General features: G+C 42.3%; 20 protein-coding genes. 10 read left to right on the top strand and 10 right to left on the bottom strand.

The window, feature by feature from the left end:
• Positions 1 to 165 precede the first annotated feature (165 nt).
• The 6 genes from Vgang_RS07320 to Vgang_RS07295 all read right to left on the bottom strand — a co-directional run bounded on the left by Vgang_RS07320 (position 166) and on the right by Vgang_RS07295 (position 5,619).
• Positions 166 to 633, bottom strand: coding sequence for an NfeD family protein (locus Vgang_RS07320; protein WP_105903456.1), 468 nt, complete (start codon positions 631 to 633; stop codon positions 166 to 168).
• A 10-nt stretch (positions 634 to 643) separates the two neighbouring features.
• Entirely contained in the window at positions 644 to 1,591 is a 948-nt protein-coding gene (locus Vgang_RS07315) for an SPFH domain-containing protein (protein WP_105903455.1), read from the bottom strand.
• A 285-nt stretch (positions 1,592 to 1,876) separates the two neighbouring features.
• Positions 1,877 to 2,308 carry an acyl-CoA thioesterase gene (locus Vgang_RS07310; protein ID WP_105903454.1) on the bottom strand — a complete coding sequence of 144 codons (432 nt, stop codon included), beginning with the start codon at positions 2,306 to 2,308 and terminating at the stop codon, positions 1,877 to 1,879.
• A gap of 143 nt (positions 2,309 to 2,451) precedes the next feature.
• A complete protein-coding gene (locus Vgang_RS07305) occupies positions 2,452 to 3,354 on the bottom strand; it encodes an EamA family transporter (protein ID WP_105903453.1) in 903 nt (300 codons plus the stop codon).
• A gap of 121 nt (positions 3,355 to 3,475) precedes the next feature.
• Positions 3,476 to 4,321, bottom strand: coding sequence for a patatin-like phospholipase family protein (locus Vgang_RS07300; protein WP_105903452.1), 846 nt, complete (start codon positions 4,319 to 4,321; stop codon positions 3,476 to 3,478).
• A gap of 113 nt (positions 4,322 to 4,434) precedes the next feature.
• Positions 4,435 to 5,619 carry a sugar efflux transporter gene (locus Vgang_RS07295; protein ID WP_105903451.1) on the bottom strand — a complete coding sequence of 395 codons (1,185 nt, stop codon included), beginning with the start codon at positions 5,617 to 5,619 and terminating at the stop codon, positions 4,435 to 4,437.
• A 209-nt stretch (positions 5,620 to 5,828) separates the two neighbouring features.
• Between Vgang_RS07295 and Vgang_RS07290 the strand changes: the two genes are divergently transcribed.
• The 3 genes from Vgang_RS07290 to udp all read left to right on the top strand — a co-directional run bounded on the left by Vgang_RS07290 (position 5,829) and on the right by udp (position 9,005).
• Complete coding sequence (locus tag Vgang_RS07290; RefSeq protein WP_105903450.1) at positions 5,829 to 7,373, top strand: bifunctional GNAT family N-acetyltransferase/carbon-nitrogen hydrolase family protein; 1,545 nt, start codon at positions 5,829 to 5,831, stop codon at positions 7,371 to 7,373.
• 190 nt (positions 7,374 to 7,563) lie between these two features.
• The gene (locus Vgang_RS07285) at positions 7,564 to 7,980 is read left to right on the top strand and encodes a CBS domain-containing protein (RefSeq protein WP_105903449.1); all 417 of its coding nucleotides are present in this window, start codon (positions 7,564 to 7,566) and stop codon (positions 7,978 to 7,980) included.
• A gap of 254 nt (positions 7,981 to 8,234) precedes the next feature.
• Entirely contained in the window at positions 8,235 to 9,005 is a 771-nt protein-coding gene (udp, locus tag Vgang_RS07280) for a uridine phosphorylase (protein ID WP_105903448.1), read from the top strand.
• Between the two features lie 119 nt (positions 9,006 to 9,124).
• Here the strand turns inward: udp and Vgang_RS07275 are convergent, their stop codons facing one another.
• Positions 9,125 to 10,288, bottom strand: coding sequence for a Card1-like endonuclease domain-containing protein (locus Vgang_RS07275; RefSeq protein WP_105903447.1), 1,164 nt, complete (start codon positions 10,286 to 10,288; stop codon positions 9,125 to 9,127).
• Between the two features lie 497 nt (positions 10,289 to 10,785).
• Here Vgang_RS07275 and hinT point away from each other — a divergent pair, with 497 nt between their 5' ends.
• The 7 genes from hinT to Vgang_RS07240 all read left to right on the top strand — a co-directional run bounded on the left by hinT (position 10,786) and on the right by Vgang_RS07240 (position 16,905).
• On the top strand, positions 10,786 to 11,136 hold the full coding sequence (gene hinT, locus Vgang_RS07270; RefSeq protein WP_105903446.1) for a purine nucleoside phosphoramidase: 351 nt from the start codon (positions 10,786 to 10,788) through the stop codon (positions 11,134 to 11,136).
• Between the two features lie 103 nt (positions 11,137 to 11,239).
• Entirely contained in the window at positions 11,240 to 12,619 is a 1,380-nt protein-coding gene (locus Vgang_RS07265) for a COG3014 family protein (protein ID WP_105903473.1), read from the top strand.
• Positions 12,616 to 13,005: a YcfL family protein gene (locus Vgang_RS07260; RefSeq protein ID WP_105903445.1), complete on the top strand. Its 390-nt coding sequence runs from the start codon at positions 12,616 to 12,618 to the stop codon at positions 13,003 to 13,005. Before Vgang_RS07265 ends, Vgang_RS07260 begins: the two co-directional genes overlap by 4 nt.
• A gap of 16 nt (positions 13,006 to 13,021) precedes the next feature.
• Positions 13,022 to 13,606: a penicillin-binding protein activator LpoB gene (gene lpoB / locus Vgang_RS07255; RefSeq protein ID WP_105903444.1), complete on the top strand. Its 585-nt coding sequence runs from the start codon at positions 13,022 to 13,024 to the stop codon at positions 13,604 to 13,606.
• Positions 13,606 to 14,571: a phosphotransferase gene (locus tag Vgang_RS07250; protein ID WP_105903443.1), complete on the top strand. Its 966-nt coding sequence runs from the start codon at positions 13,606 to 13,608 to the stop codon at positions 14,569 to 14,571. The genes lpoB and Vgang_RS07250 overlap by 1 nt, the downstream gene beginning before the upstream one ends.
• Before the next feature lie 147 nt (positions 14,572 to 14,718).
• The gene (ycfP, locus tag Vgang_RS07245; protein ID WP_105903442.1) at positions 14,719 to 15,258 is read left to right on the top strand and encodes an alpha/beta hydrolase YcfP; all 540 of its coding nucleotides are present in this window, start codon (positions 14,719 to 14,721) and stop codon (positions 15,256 to 15,258) included.
• A 357-nt stretch (positions 15,259 to 15,615) separates the two neighbouring features.
• Positions 15,616 to 16,905, top strand: a complete 1,290-nt coding sequence (locus Vgang_RS07240) for an NAD(P)/FAD-dependent oxidoreductase (RefSeq protein WP_105903441.1) — start codon at positions 15,616 to 15,618, stop codon at positions 16,903 to 16,905.
• Positions 16,906 to 16,987: 82 nt separating this feature from the next.
• On the opposite strand, the gene Vgang_RS07235 is transcribed toward Vgang_RS07240, so the two are convergent.
• The 3 genes from Vgang_RS07235 to mfd form a co-directional block, all read right to left on the bottom strand.
• The gene (locus tag Vgang_RS07235; protein ID WP_105903440.1) at positions 16,988 to 17,527 is read right to left on the bottom strand and encodes a GNAT family N-acetyltransferase; all 540 of its coding nucleotides are present in this window, start codon (positions 17,525 to 17,527) and stop codon (positions 16,988 to 16,990) included.
• Positions 17,528 to 17,654: 127 nt separating this feature from the next.
• Positions 17,655 to 18,398, bottom strand: coding sequence for a peptidoglycan binding protein CsiV (locus Vgang_RS07230; RefSeq protein ID WP_105903439.1), 744 nt, complete (start codon positions 18,396 to 18,398; stop codon positions 17,655 to 17,657).
• A 105-nt stretch (positions 18,399 to 18,503) separates the two neighbouring features.
• Positions 18,504 to 22,001 carry a transcription-repair coupling factor gene (gene mfd / locus Vgang_RS07225; RefSeq protein ID WP_105903438.1) on the bottom strand — a complete coding sequence of 1,166 codons (3,498 nt, stop codon included), beginning with the start codon at positions 21,999 to 22,001 and terminating at the stop codon, positions 18,504 to 18,506.
• Positions 22,002 to 22,331 lie beyond the last annotated feature (330 nt).

The raw sequence follows: 22,331 nt of genomic DNA, 5'->3' as shown, positions 1-22,331 counted from the left end.
TTTGTGGCTTAAAGTGCTGATCACTTTAGTGGTATTTGCTGCAATATTTGCGGGTGTATATTACAAAGTTCAAAGCGGAATACATTAAAAGCAAAAGCGATGAGCCGTTAAACTCATCGCTTTTTTAGTGTTAATGTCTGGATTATGCGGGACTAGATTGGACTGTTACCTCGGCTCTTGAACGGCTTCTACCCACATCACGCCAACTTCTGTTTTGACTACTTTGACTTTTTGTCCAGCGGCTAATGGAGTCTCACTTTTGACTTTCCATGTAATGCCAGAGTAGGAATGCAATATCGTTTCGCTGTCGGCATCAACGTTTGCATCAAGCACAAACGTTTTTTGCGCAAAATCGGAGGTCAGTTTTTGCGTTGATGGTTTATTTTGCAGTTGTTTTAACGGGCGCCATAGCACAACCGCTAATGCCGCGGTGAAGATAATGTTACTCCAAATAGCGCTGTTAACGGTATCAGGAAGCCAGCCCATATACATAGAAAAGCCACTGATAACGAATGACAAACCGACAAAAAATAAAATAAAGGTAGCAAAGCCTAATACCGCCGCTTCTATAATTAGCGCGATAACACCGAGCGTCATTAAAACCTGCGGTAAATAACTGGCAATCCACTCCATAGCATTAACCTTAAGATTGGTGTTTATTCAAAGTATTGATAATTGACATGCCTTGCGCCACTAATGAGCTGGCATCGGTTCCATTTTCTGGTAAGAGTACCACAGAAGATTCTTTAGCAATCGCATGTTTCGCTTCAATCGCTTTGGTGGCCAAGTCCAGTTGAATCGCTTTTTGACCTTCTTCAGTATTGGCCGCATCACCGATGGTTTTTAGCGCTTCAGCTTGTGCGTTGGCAACCGCAATAATAGCTTTCGCTTCACCTTCTGCTTTTAGAATTTGTTCGGTTTTATCTGCTTCAGCGGCTAATACTTGCGCTTGTTTTTTACCTTCAGCAACGTTGATGGCGGCTTGACGGTCACCTTCTGATTCCAAAATTTGAGCACGTTTCACACGCTCAGCTTTCATTTGCGCTTCCATGGATTCCATGATGGATTGAGGCGGAACAATATCTTTAATCTCATAACGTAAAACTTGGATGCCCCAAGGTTCTGACGCTACATTAATCGCCGACACGATGTTTGTGTTCAGCAAATCACGCTCTTCAAACGTTTTATCCAGCTCCATTTTACCCAGTTCAGAACGCATGGTGGTTTGAGCTAATTGGGTGACGGCAAAGACATAATCATCCACACCGTAGGTTGCTTTGTACGGGTCAAGAACGCGGAAGTAGAGCACACCATCGACAACTAACGAAATGTTATCTTTTGTAATGGCTGATTGAGAAGGGACATCTTGAGCCTGCTCTTTCAAGCTACGGATTGCAGCCACACGGTCGATAAAAGGAATAATAAAGTTAATACCGGCTAATTTGGTCGAGTGGAATTTCCCAAATCGTTCTACTACCCAGGCTTGGTTTTGCGGAACAAACTTGATCCCGCTTTTGAGGATAACAAGCACCAAAACGAAAGCGACAATTAACACCAAGTTATTCAATATAAGATCAAGAGGGTCGTTCATAATATCTTCCTAATATAAGTAAGTGACCTGTGCATCTTTGTGTACCTAACCTCAGTTGAGATCAGCTGTATGGCAAATATGAAAACAGGCAAATAGAAAATACCGACATATTAAGGGGTTTTATTGTAATTAGCTTGTTTGTTTTGAAAAAATGCGAATAAAAAGAGGGTTTAATGTCGTTGAATGAGAAGTTTCTTAAATAATAGAAACTTGATAGCAGGGAGATTGAGCGGAGTCGGTGTTTAACTCCACTCGAAAGAAAGATTTGACCTCAGCTGAGGTTATTTAGCGTAAATTTTCCAATTGTTGGATGGTCGCTAAAATTTCAGGTGAGAGGTTGGCTTTCTGGTTGGTTTTAAAATCAAACATCACCACGGTTGCACTACCTAATGTTGTGACCTTATTCATTTTTTTACTTACGATCTGATACTTCATGGTGAATCGGTCGTCTTGTAAATCGGTAATTTTGGAGCCGACGAGCAAAGTGTCAGGAAAGGTTACCGGGATTTTATAACGGCAGCTGGTTTCACTGACGACGGGGCCGATTTGGGTGATGGCGATATTTTCCATCATGTCGATGTGTTTGAAATAGTCGATTCGAGCCGTTTCAAAATAGCGAAAATAAGTGACGTTATTGACGTGCTGTAGCGCATCCATTTCACCCCAAGCAACAGGAATTTCTGTGACCACAGGAAAGCCATCTAATAAGTTTGTCATTACCTTCATCCTTTAAAGTTAAACGTGCGTTTAAGATAAGTGAAATGTCAATAAATACAATCAACTTATTTAAAAAGCGTGAATGATAGCTCTGAATTCTGCACCTTGATGCCACTGGGTATCGCTTATTTTTACTCGCTGATTTATTGCGTCCTTTCGCGTAAAGCCACCTGGCGCAGTTTGTTGTGAAAAGAATAAATGCTCAGGCCAGAGATTATAACTAAACAACCAAGTGCTTGAATCAAGTTAAGTGTTTCGCCTAAGAAAATCCAACCAGAAAACAGCCCAACAACTGGCACCAGTAGCGCAAATGGGACTACGTTGGCGGTGCCATGTTTTGCGATTAATAGGCCCCAAACGGTGTAGCCAAATAGGGATGCCGCTAAGATTAAATAAGCTAATGCCAGTATGGCCGACAGGCTTGGGTGAGTCACTGCGTAAGCGATCTGTTGATGGTCTTCGAGCAAAAAGCTGATAAAGAAAAATGGAATGATAGGCACCAGCGCTCCCCAAACAACTAATTGCATCATATTGGTGTTCTGATAGCGCATAGAAATGGTGCGATTACATAAATTACCCACGCCCCAAGAGCAGGCCGCGGCAAAAGTAAAGACATAACCTAGGATCGAAATGTTGGTTTCTAAAACCCCATACAATAATAGTCCGATGCCAGCGAGGGCTAAGACTCCGCCAAATAATTGCAGCGGAGTGAGTTTATCTTGATAAATGATCACACCAAGAAGGGCGGTAACAAAAACTTGTGATTGCAAAATGAGCGATGCTTGACCAGAAGGCATCCCAATATACAGTGCATAAAATAAGCAGGCGAATTGACCAAAACTGATGGTCATACCATAAGCAATCAACCAGCGAGTCGGCACTTCGGGTTTAGGCAAGAAACAAACTAATGGGAAAGCGAGAAACGAAAAACGTAGCCCTGCCATAAAGAAAGGTGGGATTTCTTTTACCCCGATGGTAATAACGACAAAGTTAATGCCCCAAACAAACACCACCAATAAAATGAGGCCAAGACTGCGTGCATTCATATTTCTTCCTTGAAAAATGTGTGGAGCAATAACGTTAATTGGTGAGGCTAAGTATTTTTTAAGACTAAGCCTTTTGGAAACTAAGCTTTCTGGGGGACTAAGCCTTGTGGATACTAATAAGCTAGGCAGTAGCGGCGAGCTGGTGCCGTTGCAGTACTTGTTTTGCTGCACTTATGCCCATTTCATAACCCATATCGAGCTTATTTAAATCTTTGGTTAAACGACCAACCGGAAAATCTGCAGGTGGCGCTATCACCGTAATGTTGCAATCTGGCGGAGGAGATTGAATAAATTCGATGCTTTTGTTGTAGTTTTCGGCGCGTTTCAGTGCCGCTTCCGCTAAGTTTGGTGTTTGAGCTAAAAACTTACGAGTGAGCCATGGTGCTTTCGACGGCTTTTTTTGATAGCCAAGTGGGCGAGATAAAATCACAGTAATGTCTTTGGCACCCATTTTATAGGCTTGCTCAACAGGAATAGAATCGGCGACGCCACCATCTGTCATCGACATGCCATCAATCACGGGAAAATCTCGGTAGGCCAAAGGTACAGAGCAAGATGCCTTTAATAGTTCAATCACATTATCTGATGTCGATTGAATATAGTGTGCCTGTCCAGATTGAATGTTGGTTGTGACGACATAAAAAGGAATGGTTTGATGGTGAAGAGCGTCAATATCAATTGGAATTTCTTTGATGGTAATATCCCACAGCCAATCCAGATCAAGCCAATGGCCACCACGAACAAAACGTTTGAAATCAATAAATTCTGGGCGACAAGAGTAGTCAGTAATCACCGTATAAGTTCGGCGTTGTTGCTGAGTGATCCAAGCGGCAAGGCTTGTTGAGCCAGCTGAGACACCAATACAAAAATCAAAGGGTTGATATTGATTGTCGAGAAAATGGTCAAGCACACCTGCAGAAAAGATCCCACGCATCGCTCCGCCTTCCACTACCAGTGCCTTTTGCATAACTCACCCCTGTAAAACTTAATTTATATCAATGTAACTAAATATTTCGATAATATAAACCACATAAAAAATGTGTCTCTAATTCATATAGGACGGTTCAGGAGGACGGACTGTTACACATCACGCACTTTTAGAATCGTAAGAAAGGACATCAGGCTAAGTACCAACGATGCCCAAAACACCATCTCAAAGCTAAAAATATCCGCAATCATGCCAGCTAAAACACCACCTAATACGCCACCGGTTTTAATGGCGTTGGAGTACAACGTGGTGATTTGTCCCATTTTCTTCGGTTTTAAATCTTGGAAATAAGAGATCCCTAAAGCCGCGGTTACGCCAATAAAAATACCATTTAAGAATTGTAATAAAACAAAGCCAACAAAACTGCTGTTAAGGATCACGCCAACGTAGAACAGGCTGCCTGCTAAAATGGCGGCAGTGATCATCTTCTTCTTACCAAATTTAAGCGCATAACGACCGGAAAGCAGCATAATTGGAATCTCAATTAACGCGGCGGTACCCATCATGATCCCTGCAACAGAAGAATCGAGCTGCATGTCGTGAGTAATGTAAAGAGGCATGCTGATGATGTACATGTTGTTTGAGCAGTACATGAATACAAAAGACAACGCCAGTAAGATGATGTTTTTGTCACGCCAAATAGAATCGCTTGGGTCAAAATGAGTATGCTTAGGCGTAGGGTCCATTTGCGGTAGGGTTAAATACGTGACTGCACACAGAATGATGAACATACTGGCGGCTAATAAAAATAGCTGAGTAAAACCTACGCCGGTCGCGATCATAAATGCAATAGGAGGGCCGATTACCCAACCTAATGAAATTTGCGCGCGAAGCAGAGAACTGAACGTTTCAGAGGGGCGTGTGTTTCTGTCTAGTATTTCACGAGCGAGAGCAAACACCTGTGGTATAGAAGCTGACGTAGCGCTAATGAAAACAGCGGAAGTCACCAAAAGCACCCAGTAATTACGATTGAAGGCAAAAATAATGAAACCAATCGCTCCCATCATGTTACAGATTAAAATGAGTCGTTTTCGGTCTATACCTTGATCTGACCACCAACCAATAATTTGGCTCACAATGACACCGGAAATCGTCATTACCATGAAAAAAACACCGATCAAATAAGGGCGCGCTCCGACTTCTTCAGAAATGAATAAACTCATGGTCGGCATGGTAAATGCGCCTGCTATTCCTACGAAAAAGCAAGTAAATAGTAGGGAGACCGACGTTTGATCTGGCTGATTGCCTGGGAACAGTGAATAAAGTAGTTTTTTCATTGCGTAAATGTTGAACCATGAGTGTTGAATTGGGAGGTAATGCGCGCATGATAGCAAAGCTGCTGAATGAAAAATATACGGAAGGAGCAAATAGTACTCACTTAGTGAATGTATAAGCTGCTGATTTTCAAGTAATGTGGATTAGAGTGGTGGAATTTATATTTCGAGTCTGCATAATGAATTTATAGATTGTTATGGAGCATAAATTTATGGATGAAAATAATACCCCGCTGTTAAATTTAAGAACGGTCACTCCTGAAGATTACGAAGAACTGGCCGCATTGATGGATCTCGTCTTTCCTGATGTGGGTGGTGCCTGGCCTGAATCGACTATTCGTGATTTGATTACGCAGTTTCCAGATGGCCAAGTTTGCATTGAAGATAACGGCCGTATGGTCGCGGCAGCGTTGACCATGAAAGTGGCGTACAGCCGTTTTTCTCTTCCGCATAAAAACAGCGATTTGGTCAACGAGAATGATGTGGTTCAGCATAATTCGAAAGGGGATGCATTGTATGGTCTGGATGTATTTGTGCACCCAGATTATCGTGGCTTGCGCTTAGGGCGTCGTTTGTACGAAGCTCGTAAAGAAATGTGCCGCGCCAATAATTTGAAAGCCATTTTGACCGGTGGCCGTATCCCTGGTTTTAAAAAGTATTCCGATGAGATGAAAGTCAGTGAATACATCGATAAAGTGAAACGCCAAGAGATTCACGATCCTATTTTATCCTTCCAATTATCTAACGATTTCGATGTAAAACGTTTGATGCGTGGTTATTTACCTGAAGATGAAAAATCGCAAGGTTACGGCACGTTGTTAGAGTGGGATAACATTTTTTACGAAGAAGAAGTGGCTTCCATTCACGCGACGGAAAAAAACATTGTCCGCATTGGGGTGGTGCAATGGCAAATGCGTCATGTCATGTCATTAGATGATTTGGTGAACCAAGCGGAATTCTTCATTACTTCTCTTGCGAATTACCAATCGGATTTTGCTTTATTCCCAGAGTTTTTCAGTGCGCCACTAATGGGGCTGGCTCCGGATTTACGCTCGGTGGAAGCGATGCGTTATTTAAGTGAGTATTCAGATGAAATTATTCAACGATTCTCCCACCTAGCGGTCACTTATAACATCAATATCATTGCTGGTAGTTTGCCTGTGATGCGTGACGGAAAGATGTACAATATTGCATACATGTTACACCGTGACGGAATCATCGAAGAGCAATATAAAATCCATATCACGCCACATGAAGAGTGGGATTGGGTAATTGAAGGTGGCGATAAAGTTCGTGTGATGGAAACGGATGCCGGTAAAGTTGGTATCTTAATTTGTTACGACGTCGAATTCCCTGAATTAGGAAGGATGCTAGCTGAGCAAGGTATTCAAATTTTGTTTGTGCCGTTTTGGACAGATACCAAGAATGGTTACTTACGTGTTCGCATTTGTGCGCAGGCAAGGGCGATTGAAAATGAATGCTATGTCGCAATCAGTGGTAGTGTCGGTAATTTGCCTCGCGTTGATAACGTCGATATTCAATACGCGCAATCGGCGGTGTTCTCTCCATCGGATGTATATTTCCCTCATGATGCCATCATTGCTGAAGCCGATCCGAATACGGAGATGATGATTTATGCCGATGTGGACTTATCGAAACTGAAAATGCTACATAGTGAAGGTTCAGTGACCAACCTCAAACATCGACGCCCCGAGTTGTATAAATTCTCACCAGTGAATAACCGCGCGAAGAAGTAACTTTCGTCCTAATGTTGCCAATGACGTAGGGTCTTTGGGCCTAGATAAACGTGTCATTGGCAACAGCTATTAACAAAATTGACGCAATCCATTTAGTAAAATCAAGAAATTAGGCGACACTTAAAGAACAAGCCAAATGTGCTACATAAAACGAAAGCCCCTGATAAATACAAAATAAAAGGAGTTGTTTATGGCATCGTTAAAAGTTCGAGATTATATGCGCCCAAGAGCCGTCACCTTTAGTGTTGATATGACATTGCCGATTGCTTTGGAAAAAGTGCTAGCCGCCCAAAATATTGGGGGGCCTGTGGTGAATGAAAAAAATGAAGTGGTCGGTTTTTTATCAGAACAAGATTTACTCAATCGTTTAATTCAGGTGAGCTATCATTGCCAAGATACGCACTCTGTGGGTGATTGTATGCGTAAAGACGCATTTACTATTAGCCCTGAAATGTCGGTTATTGAGTTGGCGAACATGATGCAAGAAGGTAAACCTAAAGTTTATCCTGTGGTTGAGAATAAGAAATTGGTGGGGATTATTTCTCGCCGAGAAGTGCTCAAAGCCATTAGCGATAATCTAGATAAGAGCTTCAAGCATCAACTATAATCGTCACTCGGGTATAGTGTAATCTACACCAGATTGTTGGGTCGCATATCGATGCGGCCTTTTTTATTGGTTCAAATGATGAACCTCAACTGAAGTGAATTAAAATGTGATGGCAACCGTTTAGCTGATTTATTATGTATACATGTTGCATTGATGATGTGAGTTTAATCACGTTAATAGCGATGCGGCGGCATTACAGTAGCAACATCTTTTTTAGCCAAACCCTCTGGCAGACGATAACTAAGGAGCACATTGTGGCACCAACCGATTCTCAAAACGTATTCCACCTAGGCGTGAACAAACAAGATTTAAATGGCGCAACGCTTGCAATTATTCCGGGCGATCCAGCGCGTGTAGAAAAAATTGCTAAGTTAATGGATGAGCCTGAGTTTTTAGCTAGTCACCGTGAATACACGGTATTTCGTGCGAAACTTGATGGTAAGTCTGTTGTGGTATGTTCTACCGGTATTGGTGGCCCATCAACCTCTATTGCGGTAGAAGAGTTGGCGCAACTTGGTGTTCGTACTTTCTTGCGTGTGGGTACAACAGGGGCGATTCAACCTCATTTGAATGTGGGTGATATGATTGTCACCACCGGCTCTGTACGCTTAGATGGGGCAAGTTTGCATTTTGCTCCAATGGAATTCCCTGCTGTAGCGGATTTTGATGTTGCCACTGCGATGAAACAATCTGCGCAAGAAGTGGGTTGCACAGTACATACTGGTGTCACAGCATCAAGCGATACGTTCTACCCAGGCCAAGAACGCTACGATACCTTTACTGGTCGTGTCGTATCACGCTTTCAGGGTTCAATGAAAGAATGGCAAGAAATGGGCGTGTTGAACTTTGAAATGGAGTCGGCAACGTTGCTGACCATGTGTGCGAGTTCTGGTCTTAAAGCGGGCTGTGTTGCCGGTGTGATTGTGAACCGTAGTAAAGATGAAATCCCAGATCATGAGACGCTAAAACAAGCAGAAACTCGCTCGATCGAAGTGGTAGTGAATGCGGCGAGAAAATTACTGTAAAAGTAAAATAGAAATTTTATAAATCCAGCGCATTAATCATATAAAAAAGCCCAATGATGTCGATCATTGGGCTTTGTTGTTGCGGGCTTCGCTTTGGGTTTTGTCTCATAAAGCGAAAGTTATAAATTCTCTTCGTGACCGCCAGCCTCATTAAACCAAGCCGTGAGATAGCTTTTCAGATCTTTGAGTTCATCTGGACCAATTAATGCTAACCCAAGATCTTGGGCACGAGAAATATCATTGTGACGCATTGGTCGGAAGCTCACGAGCATAGCCCGAGCCTGTAAGCCACCGAGTAAATCACGTAACGACTCCAGTTTGTATAAGGTATCGTCACCATCATCACGCATGCCTTTGGTTTTACATTCAATAATATGCAGCTTATTGTTGACCACTGTCGCTACATCTAATTCATTACGCACTTCGCGACTACCACTTTCACGGTACACTTGCACGTTTAAAGAGTGATCTTGAATTGTGGGCAATTCATCTTGAATTTCACGTACCGTATTGTGAACAAGGTTTTCCAACCATTCACCATTTGAGAAACGGCGAGCATCTTCATTGTAGAAGGTGAGAATGCCGTTTTCATAAGTGGCAAGTTCGATGTCAACTAAGTCGGAGATTAACATATCAAGTTCACGGTAACCTTGTTGTTTCTCGGTTAGTTCAACATCCAGTTTTTGCTCTTTACGGCAGGTTGTAGCCAAGTAGTTTAGAGTCGCAAGACCTGGGCCAAGCTCCAAAGCATTACCTGCCCAACGTTTACCTAATTCATGTAATTTGGCATCAAGTGGGGCTGGAATTTCATTGGTTGGAAATTCGCTGCGAGCACCGAAAATGGTTAAATAATCACTGATGCGAATATGGTCTTGTACTTGTTGTTCAGGTTGGTTGTCAGGATACAGCCAGCATTGATTGTCACTAAACGGTTCAACAACAAAGATAGGCCAGTTATAACTGCGAATCACTTCATAAACCGAGAGTAGTCGGTGTCTTAACCCACAACTGGCATTAAGAAAGATTTTGTCATCACGTGTTCTTAAACGTTCTGCGAGTTCTTTGACTTTTGCCTTTATAGCTGAAGTATTAACCGCACTTGGGATTTCGAAAAACTCAGAGCTGATCCCGCGAGAGCTGACGACGGTTTCGAGTCGTTGATACATTTCGAGTTGCTCATGGTCACCGATAAATGCCATGTGAGTACATTCAGAGCGGTTATCCAAAAGTGGGGTGATTAAACGAACGGGGTCTTGATCTATGATTCCAACATGAACCGCCATCTTAATTTCCTTTGTTAGCATTAGCTAAAATATAATAAATTCAATGACTCAACTTTAGTGTGTCGAAGGTATGAAGCGATGAACACAGGAAAGGTAAGTAATCGATAGTCAATGTTTTAAGTCACAGTCAAACGGAGTAATAGATAAAAAGTACAGTGACTTATGTCTCATATTCAATATGTGGCTAACCGGGGGTAATAACAAGGCAAGCGTTGATTATTTAGTAAAATAAGTCACTCGTCATGCTCAAAACCACATACTGCATGTATAAACTAGACTATAAAAAGTGTGATCAGTTCCAAATTAAATTCAATTTCGCTTGTAAATTCAGCGCTCTAAGCAAGGAAATCTGGCAAGAGAAAATATTGTGATATCCGCAGGCTTGTCGCATACTAATAAGCCCTACATGGTGAAAGTTATTCCAGATCAATTGGATGGATGAATATCCAGCATGTGGCGTAAGGCAATAATATCGATTAGCGAATTAGGAGTGAGAAATGTCTGAAGAAACGATTTTTAGCAAGATTATCCGTAAAGAGATCCCGTCAGATATGCTGTATCAAGATGACCTTGTCACTGCGTTTCGCGATATTAATCCAAGAGCGCCAAGCCATATTTTAATTATTCCAAATAAGTTAATTCCAACAGTAAACGATGTAGAAGAAGACGACGAACGTGTACTCGGGCGTTTATTTACCGTGGCAAAGAAACTTGCTCAACAAGAAGGCATTGCCGAAAATGGATACCGACTTATCGTGAACTGCAATGCTCATGGTGGACAAGAGGTCTATCATATTCATATGCATTTAGTAGGTGGCGAACCTTTAGGGCCAATGTTAGTTAACTAGGCCGCTAAACATTATGATGAAATCAATGCAGATAAAATCGTTACCAGTTTCGACTTTTCAGTTTACTGCTGCTTCGTATTGGGGCCGCTCGATAAAAATGATCATGATTGCAGTATGCTGTTTAACGTTAAGTGCTTGCGCGAATTTATCTGCAGGTAATCTTTTTAGTCATTACTCTGCACAAAATAAAGATATGTACCAAGATGTCGCGAAAGGCGATTTTAAAAGTGCAGAGCAAGAAATCATTGACTCAGACATCGGTGGCCCGGTTTTAAGTAATATGGAAAAGGGGCGGGTGTCATTCTTAGCTGAGAATTACCCAAACAGTTTTGCGTCGTTTCAACTGAGTGATAAAGCCTATACTGAACTGTCTCGACGCGCGACTATCTCTGTAAGTGAAAGTGCGAATCAAGCGGGTTCCTTAGCAACCAATGATAATTTAACCACGTATAACCCTGCCGATTATGAGCTTGGTTATTTACATCTGTATTTAGGGTTAAATTATTTACAGAATAATGATTTTCAAGGCGCATTAGTTGAAATGCGCCGTGCCAATCAAGTACAAGAAAAAGCGCGTAAAAGCCGAGATGCGGAGTTAAAAGACGCACAGGCACAAATGAAAAAGAATGGGGTTCAGCCGAATCTTGGCAGCATTATTTCTCAGTACCCTGATGCAGGGAAAACCTTGCAAGCTGTACAAAATGGGTATTTGTTATACTTATCTGCATTACTATTTGAAGCGGATAATCAACTTAATGATGCTTACATTGACTACAAACGTGCATTAGCAGTTTATCCAGAAAACCGTGAGATTATTGATGCCACCATCCGTGTAGCAAAAAAATTGGGCATGCGACAAGATTTGGATGCTTTGGTGAAACAATATGGTGATACGAAGGCGGTTCCTCGGGGCAATGGACAACTTATCGTGATTGATGAAAGGGGCGTGGTGGCACAACGTGGTAGTTGGCGTCTTTCATTGCCGATTTGGGACAGCTCGGGTCGAACCAAGTTTTATAGTGTCGCGTTGCCTGTGTATAAGAATGTTAAAGTACAAAATTTCAGCCCGTTAACATTAAATAATCAAGCGTTAACTGCTAGCCTTTTATCTGATACCAATTTAATGGCAGAAAATGATCTCAGTGAGCGTATTCCCACTATGGTGCTGAAACAAGGGCTACGTTTGTACACCAAAGATCAGTTAAGGCATCAAGCAGCCAAAGCCGATGATTCTGGTGTGTCAGAGTTGATTGCGAATATATGGAATATTGTCACAGAGCAGCCTGACACGCGCAGCTGGCAAACATTACCGGCTCAAGTTTTTAGCAGCAGTATTAATCTTACGCCTGGTGAATACACGATTTCCTCGGGTAGCCATCAATACTCAATTGAGGTAAAAGAAAATCGCCGAACGTTTTTATGGCTTTCGCGTCAAGGGAATACAGTAACAGCTTGGCATAAACAATTAGGAGTAATTCAATGAAAAAATGGTTAGTGATAGGCTTAGGACTTGTTGCCTTAGCGGGATGTTCTAGCAGTAATACCGCTGGATTGCGTATTGATAGCGCCAGTCAGCAAGTTTTATATAGTGACACGGCACTAGATGATGATTTGACAATTGACTCCATTGATACTCAAGCCAATAACGGTAATACTCGCGGTTTAGTAAAGATCATCAATAACTCTCAAGATACGCAAAATCTGCAATATCGTTTTTATTGGTATGATGAGCAAGGGCTAGAAGTGAATGCGAAGCAAGGGGCTTGGCGTCAGTTTATCCTACGCGGTTATGAATCAATGACTTTAAGTGAAGTGTCTGTGAACCCGAATGCGACACAATTCCGCATTCAAATTCGCCCACAAGATTAATGAAAGGAAGTAACGAATGAAAAAAACAGCAATTGCATTAATTAGCTTAGCTGTCATTTTAGGTGGCTGTTCAAATAAGGTTCAGTATGGCGACGCCAATTCTGCGGAAACCACAACAGTAGATTTCGGCTCGACTGATCTACAAAAAATTGCCAATGAAATGGCAGACAGCATGCTGGCTTCGGGTTCTGTTGCCGCCATTCAAGGTCGTCCAATTGTGTATGTGGACAACATTCGTAACAAAACCAGTGAGCATATTGATACAGAATCCATCACAGATTCAATCACCACTAAAATGCTGAACTCTGGTAAGTTCCAGCTGGTTGACATGACAAAAGTAGAAGATGTTCGTAAGCAATTGAACTTCCAAAACAATGACGAGTTGGTTGACCAAAGCAGTGCAATCAAATTTGGTCAAATGATGGGGGCGCAATACATGCTTTATGGCAACCTATCAAGCATTGTGAAAGAAGCGGGTAGTGATAAAGACGTGTACTACAAAATGACCATGCGTTTAATGGATTTGAAAACCGGCCTGATCCAATGGGCTGATGAAACTGAGATCCGTAAGCAAGAGTCGAAAAGTTTCTTCGGAATGTAATGTTGTCAGTGACTGAGTGCTGGTTACAAGCCACTAAACAAGAACCGAGTTTAGTGATGCTAGAAAAACAATGGTTTAAACAAACTATCAGTGCTCAGCCTCTTTCTGGAGGATTGACCAATCAATGTTGGAAAATATCCACCCAATGTGGCCGCCATTATGTATGGCGGCCACATTCTGTTTCTACGCAGGCTTTATCGCTTGAGCGTGGGAATGAATTTCAAATATTATCCGTTCTACAGCAAGCACCATTTTCACCACGGGTAGAAAACCTTTTTTCTGAAGGCTTGTTGGTCGAGTGGGTGGATGGTACTACTCTCACTCAAGTTGACCATCATGATGCTCTAGAGAGTGTGATGAAGTGTTTGTCGTTGTTACATCGATTTGAAGAGGGAAATACGCTATTTGACGATGATTTAATGTCTTCACACCCTGTTAGATCATTTGATTATGCCCGCTGCATAAAAACGTATTGGCAGTCATTAGAACCAGAACAGCGAACGCCTAGCCAAACTTATCGTTTTAACCATTTATTGTCTCTGTGTGATGACTTGTATCAAGAGACGCTTTCTGTTGCGCCTGCTTGTTTATGTCACTTCGATCTGGGCGACTATAATATTATTCAGAAAGACGATTCAGAATTAGTGATTATCGATTGGGAATATGCCGCTATGGCGAGCCCCATTTTGGATGTCTCAACCAGCATTCTTGCCGGGCAGTTTGATGTTGATTTGAGTGTTAAAGCGTATGCGAAATGGCGACTTGCAATGGATATAAAAAATGGCAATACACATGCTAAAGCCATCAATGAGCCGTTATGGCGAGAAATGGTTCAACGCTGGATTCCTTTATTACGCTTCATGGCTTTGTTGTGGCATAGCATTACTTACTCTTTATATGGGCGAGCTTCAGACCAAGAAGCGATACAAATATTAAGTCGTCAACTCGCTCTCGACGGTTATTAGGCGGTTATTAATTATGCAATGTCGAATGGTAAGAGTTACGTAGATCACTATTCATGTTTCATAAAGCATAAATTGTAGAAACAGTGGTTTAAAACCATAATAATCGTGGTAGATTGAGTTTATCTATCGAGAACTGAGGATGGTTCAATGATCATTTATTTACATGGCTTCGACAGCACTAGCCCAGGCAATCATGAAAAAGTATTGCAGCTGCAATTTATTGACAGTGATGTGCGATTCATCAACTACAGCACACTTCATCCTAAACACGACATGCAGCATTTGCTAAAAGAAGTGACTAAGGTCATCGAAGAAAGTGATGACCCATCTCCGTTGATTTGTGGTGTTGGTTTAGGCGGTTATTGGTCTGAGCGTATCGGCTTTTTATGTGGTATCAAGCAAGCTATCTTTAATCCTAACTTAAAACCACAAGAGAATATGCAAGGTCGAATTGATCGACCTGAAGAGTACGCGGATATTGCAACTAAATGTATCAAAGATTATCGAGAGCAAAACAAAGATAACTGTATTGTATTTTTATCTCGCCATGATGAAATTCGTGATAATCAAGATGTTTATGATGAGCTTTCACCGTACTATCAAGTGGAATGGGATGAAAAAGAAACGCATAAATTCAAAAAAATATCTCAGCATTTACAAAAGATAAAAGCGTTCAAACAAGCATAGAACCGTTGTAAAAATCATCAAAAAAGAGCCTTTCTTGCGGCTCTTTTTTTATTTCTATTGATTCAAACTTTTGTCTGGATATAATGAGCTAGATCAAATTTTTTGATATTTTCAAAATAAATTAAATCAAAAATGCACAACATCTCACAATATCGCAATTTGATTTCACCGATACGAAACAACTTTTTCATCTCTCAAAGATGGTCCTTTAAGTTCGCCTGAGATTCAAAATATAAGCGTGGCATGGTGAACGAACTGTATCGACAAACATGAAGAATTTCTCAGTTGGGTTGTGGCCGAGCTGATCCAATTTTAATTTTATGCCGATTTGATTTTTAATTTATTTAGGAGTGTCAGATGACGCGAATCGTTGTTGTAGGTGGTGGTGCAGGTGGTCTTGAACTTGCAACCAAATTAGGCCGAACATTAGGGCGCAAACGTCGTGCCACGGTAACTTTGGTCGATCGTAAAGCCAGTCACTTATGGAAACCATTGTTGCATGAAGTGGCAACAGGTTCATTAGATGAAGGGGTGGATGCATTAAGCTACCGTGCTCATGCCAAGAATCACAGCTTTGATTTTCAAATGGGCAGCCTAGAGGGCATCGACCGTGAACGCAAAGTGATTTCGTTGAGCGAAATTCGTGATGAAAACGATGAACTGCTGATCCCAAGCCGTGAAATTGAATACGATATTTTGGTACTCGCGATTGGTTCTAAGTCGAATGATTTCAACACTCCTGGAGTGAAAGAAAACTGCATCTTCCTTGACAGCCCAGAGCAAGCGCACCGTTTCCGTAAAGAAATGAATAACCTGTTCCTAAAACTGCATGCTAAGCACGGTGAAGGTACAGTGGATATTGCGATTGTCGGTGGTGGTGCAACCGGTGTTGAGCTTTCAGCAGAGCTGCATAATGCAATTAAAGAATTGCACACCTATGGTTTCGAAGATCTTGATTCAACCAAATTGAACGTTAACTTAGTGGAAGCGGGCGAGCGCATTTTACCAGCTCTACCACCGCGCATTTCAGCGGCAGCGCATAGCGAATTGACTAAGTTAGGGGTGAATGTTCGTACTGCAACTATGGTCACGCAAGCGGATTCTGAAGGTTTAGTGACCAAAGATGGCGAGCGTATTCCAGCACAGTTGATGGTTTGGGCGGCGGGTATCAAAGCACCTGACTTTATGAAAGAGATTGCGGGTCTTGAAACCAACCGCATTAATCAGATTGTGGTTAAAGAGACGTTGCAATCAACACGTGATGACGATATTTACGTCATTGGTGACTTGGCATCTTGTCAGCAAAAAGATGGCACATTTGTTCCACCTCGAGCTCAAGCTGCGCACCAAATGGCAAGCCTAGCTTATCGTAATATCGTGGCACAAATGAACGGTCATACTTTAAAGGCTTACACCTACAAAGATCATGGTTCTTTGGTTTCATTAAGCCGCTTTTCAACTGTCGGTAGCTTGATGGGGAACCTGACCAAAGGCTCGATGATGATTGAGGGACGTATTGCACGCGTAGTGTATATCTCGTTGTACCGGATGCACCTTGTTGCACTGCATGGTTGCTTTAAGACGGGCTTGATGATGCTGGTTGGCCGCATTAACCGTGTATTACGACCAAACCTGAAACTGCACTAAGAGCAGTTCGTTATATTACTAAAGGCTCCGGATGGAGCCTTTGTTGTTTTTAGCGTATGGCGTTTCAATTTTGAGTTTTGGACTATTCAGGAATAAATGAATAAACGATGCCATCTTTAGGCTTGCCATCATACAAGTAACGATTACGCGCTAGCCCTTCTTTTAATCCACCACAGCTTTCTGCTAAATAGTGACTATCGACATTGTCTGGATCGCAAATACACTCTAAGCGAGTCAGTTGCAGAGTTGAAAAGCAAAAGTCTATTAGGGCCAATGTGGCTTCTTTTCCATAGCCCTTGTGCTGAAACTGGTCACAAATCCAATAGCCAATCGTGCCCATGTTAAAGGTTAATGCCACATCGGTTAGTGCCACCATGCCAATAAGTTCGCCTTTCTTTTGCGTATAAATACCAAACCCATAAGCGGTGTTTTTTACCCAATTTAGCCGAGTATGCATGATGAAATCGCTCGCTTCATCTTGTGAAAACCCGGTATGGCACCAATCTAACCAAGGATAAAGAGAAGGCGAACTTTGAATAGCTTGAGCGAAAATCGCACTTTCATCTGCCGTGATCATACGTAATTTCAATCTTGGAGTGACTAAACGATGGTCAGGAGTCATGGATGTCCTTAGTTTTTATTCTAGAGAAACAATAAGAGGCCATATTCGGCCTCTTATTGTTATTCATATCTTAGTTTGTCTATCTCGAACCTGTGGTATCTCGAGCAATTAGTATGTCGAGATTCGTTTACGCTTTGTCGATACGTATAATCACACCTAGGAATGGATTGTCTAAGTAATGAATCTCACCACTGCGAATTTGGCGTTTTTGCTGCATACGGTAGCTATTTAAGAAATCTTGCACTTCAACTTTTGGCTTGATTGGCTCAAGATTACCGACTTGCACTTCATCACCTTCATCTTCAGAAGAGGGTTCGATCACTGAATCTTTTAATACCACTTCATTTTTGCCAGGTACACGTAAGTTTAGGTTGGTTTTTAAGTATAAGTAATGCTGAACGTAAACCTGAACCGTGCCCTCTAGCTCATAAAGAGGCGATTTTTCAATCGATGTTGGCGTACCATCGGCAGCGATTTCTTTTAGCGAGCGGCCATCAGGGGCGTATTTACCGGAAAAATCTTGACCGGCTTGAATATGAAGCACAGGGGAAGTGCGCTCACCACGATCATTCTGACGCCAAGTCACGTGAACTAGCGGTTTAAAACCGGCATGACGGTTAAGCGCTTGGTATTGATTGTTTAAACGGTAGTAGCCACTTGATAATAGGCTAGCTCTGTGCTCAGACATAGCGGCACTATCGCGGTATGAGAAAGCACGGTCATAGTTAATTGGCTCTAAGTCTTGTGGCCATGCTTCGTTAACTTGAGAAGGCTCAACATTGCGTTTAAAAATGATGACTTCAACGTCAAAAGAACGCGCAAATGTTGGTAATGAAACAAAAACCAATAGAAATAAAATCAGTTTTTTCATTGTTACTCCGTAATCAGAGGTACTCATTCGTTAAGCACCTCAGTAATAGTGTTGTGTGATGTTTGGCTTTTAAAGGACTAAACATCATGATATTGCTCGCTTACATTAACTAGCTTGAGGTAAGCGGTTTTGATGAAACTGGGCTAGTAAATCGTTAATAAAGTTCACCCGTTCACGTCTATCTGCTAATGGTACAGTAAACTTGAACTTTGTGGGGCCTTCCATTGCAAATTTTTTCGGTGACGATTGCAATAATTTCACCAAGAATGCAGGGTTGATATCTGCGGTTGGTAAAAATTCAATGTAGCCACCTTTATCATGAGCCTCAATTTTTTTCGCTTTTATTCTAGCAGCTTGAAGTTTCATTTCACTGATAACCAATAAATTTTTTGCTGCATCGGGCAGTGTGCCAAAGCGATCAATCAGTTCCACTTTCATTTCTGCCAATTCATCTTCATTACTGACACTGGCGATACGCTTGTACATCGATAAGCGTGTATTAATGTCAGGAATGTAGTCATCAGGCAGTAATGCAGGTAAACGTAATTCTACTTCAGTTTGTTCACGTAAAAGTTCGTCTAATGACAATTCTTTGCCTTCTTTTAACGCATTGACCGCTTGTTCTAGCATCTCCATGTATAACGAGAAGCCAACGGACTGAATTTGACCACTTTGTTCGTCACCTAATAATTCACCAGCACCACGAATTTCTAAATCGTGGGTAGCAAGGGTAAAGCCTGCGCCAAGATCTTCTAATGAAGCGATAGCATCAAGGCGTTTAACGGCATCTTTACTTAGGGCTTTCGGATGCGGTGTGAGCAAGTACGCATAGGCTTGGTGGTGAGAACGACCCACACGGCCACGTAATTGATGTAACTGCGCCAGGCCGAGTTTATCTGCTCGGTCCATAATAATGGTATTGGCGGTCGGCACATCGATACCGGTTTCAATAATGGTGGTACATACCAACAAGTTAAAACGCTGGTGATAGAAATCGTTCATTATGCCTTCGAGTTCACGTTCGCGCATTTGTCCATGAGCAGTCACCACACGCGCCTCGGGAACCAGTTTGGCAAGGCTTTCCGCAACTTTATCAATCGTTTCTACATTATTATGTAAGAAGTACACTTGACCACCGCGCATGATTTCACGCAGTACCGCCTCACGGATCACGCTGTCTTCACTTTGTCGCACAAAAGTTTTAATCGCTAAGCGACGTGCGGGTGGGGTGGCAATAATCGAAAGATCGCGCATGCCACTCATTGCCATATTTAAAGTACGTGGAATTGGGGTGGCAGTCAGTGTCAAAATATCGACATCGGCACGCATCGCTTTCACTTTTTCTTTTTGACGTACGCCAAAGCGGTGTTCTTCATCGACAATCAAGAGCCCTAAATCTCGGAATTTGATGTCATCTTGCAGCAGTTTGTGAGTACCAATAATGATGTCGACTTTCCCTTCTGCCACATCGGCCAAAATTTGTTTTTGTTCTTTGGCTGATTTAAAGCGCGATAACACTTCAACTCGAACCGGTAAGTTAGCGAAGCGGTCACGGAAGTTTTCAAAGTGTTGTTGGGCTAGCAGTGTCGTGGGGACTAATACGGCGACTTGCTTGCTATTGTCTACGGCTAAGAAAGTCGCACGCATGGCGACTTCGGTTTTACCAAAGCCAACATCACCACACACAAGGCGGTCCATCGTTTTGGCTTGGCACATGTCAGATAACACGGCATTAATGGCTTGCGATTGATCGTCGGTTTCTTCAAATGGGAACGTGGCTTTAAAGTTAGCGTATTGTTCTTTATCGTGAATAAATTTAAAGCCTTTTTTGATTTCACGCTTAGCGTAAACATCGAGTAATTCAGCGGCGACATCACGCACTTTTTCCGCGGCTTTCTGGCGCGCTTTGTTCCAGGCATCACTACCGAGTTTATGCAGTGGTGCCGTTTCTTCTGCGCCACCAGAGTAACGACTGATGAGGTTCAGTGAAGAAACCGGCACGTATAACTTGGCGTTGTTTAAATATTCCAGTGTGACGTACTCTGTCGCCAGACCACCCGCTTCAAGAGTCTGCAAGCCAATATAGCGACCAATGCCGTGATCAAGGTGAACCACAGGTTGCCCCGGTTTGAGTTCAGCGAGATGACGAATCACGGTATCACTGTTGACCGCTTTGCGATCTTTTTTGCGACGCTGAATAACGCGATCGCCTAACACATCACTTTCACAAATGAATACAAAGTCTGGTGAAGTATGAATGAAACCGTGCTCAGTTGAGCCCAGCACCAGTGAGTATTTATCTTTTGAAGTAAGCGCTTGCTGTAAGTCGTCACATTCTTTGGGTCTCACTTTAATGGGCGCAAGGAGTTCGTTGAGCGCTTCACGACGGCCTTCCGATTCAACTGAGAAAATGACTTTGCCTTTAGGATGTTCGGTTGTGTATTGCTCTAAAAATTGACGCAGGGCAGATAACGGTTCTTTTAACTGATGCTGTGCATGCAGGTTGGGCAATAACGTGACAGCGGCATTCTTACGTCCGGCCTTTTCTTCAATGCTTTCAACTGACAAGGTTGCTTGTGGCATACCTTTGAAGTGGCTGAATAACTCATCTTTGCGTAACCATAATTCATGCGGTTCGAGCAATGGGCGCAATGGGTCTACTTTACGTTGTTCAAAGCGATAATCGACATCCGCTAAAAAGGTATCAATGCTTTTTTCTAAATCGCCTGTGGTGAGCAATAACGTGTTATCAGGCAGGTAATCGAACAGAGTATCAGTACGTTCAAAAAACAGCGGTTGCCAATATTCAATACCGGCAGGCCAGGTTCCTTTTGATACCTGCATATAGACAGATTCAGGCTCTCGGCGCGCTTCAAAGCGTTGACGCCAGCGAATACGAAAATCTTCAATCGCCGCTTCAGTGGTTGGAAATTCATGAGCGGGTAGCAGACGAATTTCTTGAATGTCTTCTATGGTGCGTTGTGTTTCGGCATCGAAAGTACGGATGCTGTCAATTTCATCATCAAAGAAATCAATACGATATGGATTTTCGCAACCCATAGGAAAGAGATCGATGATGGAGCCGCGGCTCGCGTATTCACCCGGTCCAAAGACTTGGTCAACATGGCGATAACCAGAGTGTTCAAGTTGCATACGCAGTTTTTCCAACGAATACAAATCACCATTCTTGACCATCAAAGTGGTCTTTAATAAGAAATCCTTTGGCGACTGACGTTGTAATAAGGTGCTGATTGGCACAATGATCAAACCATTCTTTTGTGTTGGTAGTTGATACAACTGTGCTATGCGGTCGGAAATAATGTCTTGATGAGGTGAAAAATTATCATAAGGCAGCGTTTCCCAGTCTGGGAAAATAGACACAGAATGCGGGGTAAATTGACTGACTTCATGCTGAAGTTTTATCGCAAGCTGATGATCGGGTACGGCAAGCAATGTCACCCCTTGATGTTGCTGCGACAACTCGGCAATGGATAATGCCATCGCACCGCCAACCAGGTGGCCAATGTGCTTTTTATCGCCGCTTTTACTCGGCAATGGGAGTTGAAGTAGGGAAGACGCTGACTTAGAAGAATTTTCAGACATAATTGGACTTGGCTTTTCTCTATGGGATGGCTCGACTGGCCGAACATGCTTTATTTCGTTCGCACATACATTTCTTAGTTCGAACATGTTTTTTTAGTTCAAACATAGTTTTTTAGTTCAAACCTAGTTTTTGGTTAGAACATACTTGTATCGCTCGAACAGCCTTTAATGGTTTGATTATCGTCATGTGGGCGAACTTATCAAGGCAAACTGAGCAATAGTTATCCTCATGCTATTGAAATCGCCATTTTTTTGCTAGAAGCGTGTGAATTCTTCGCTTTGCTCTTGGTAAAATTTACAGAGACCGTTATGCTCTGTTTTCATTATTTT

Origin of the sequence: Vibrio gangliei, assembly GCF_026001925.1 — a bacterium.
Classification (GTDB): Bacteria; Pseudomonadota; Gammaproteobacteria; order Enterobacterales; family Vibrionaceae; genus Vibrio; species Vibrio gangliei.
Note: the sequence above shows the minus strand (reverse complement) of the source record. Positions and strands in the feature narration are given on the sequence as shown.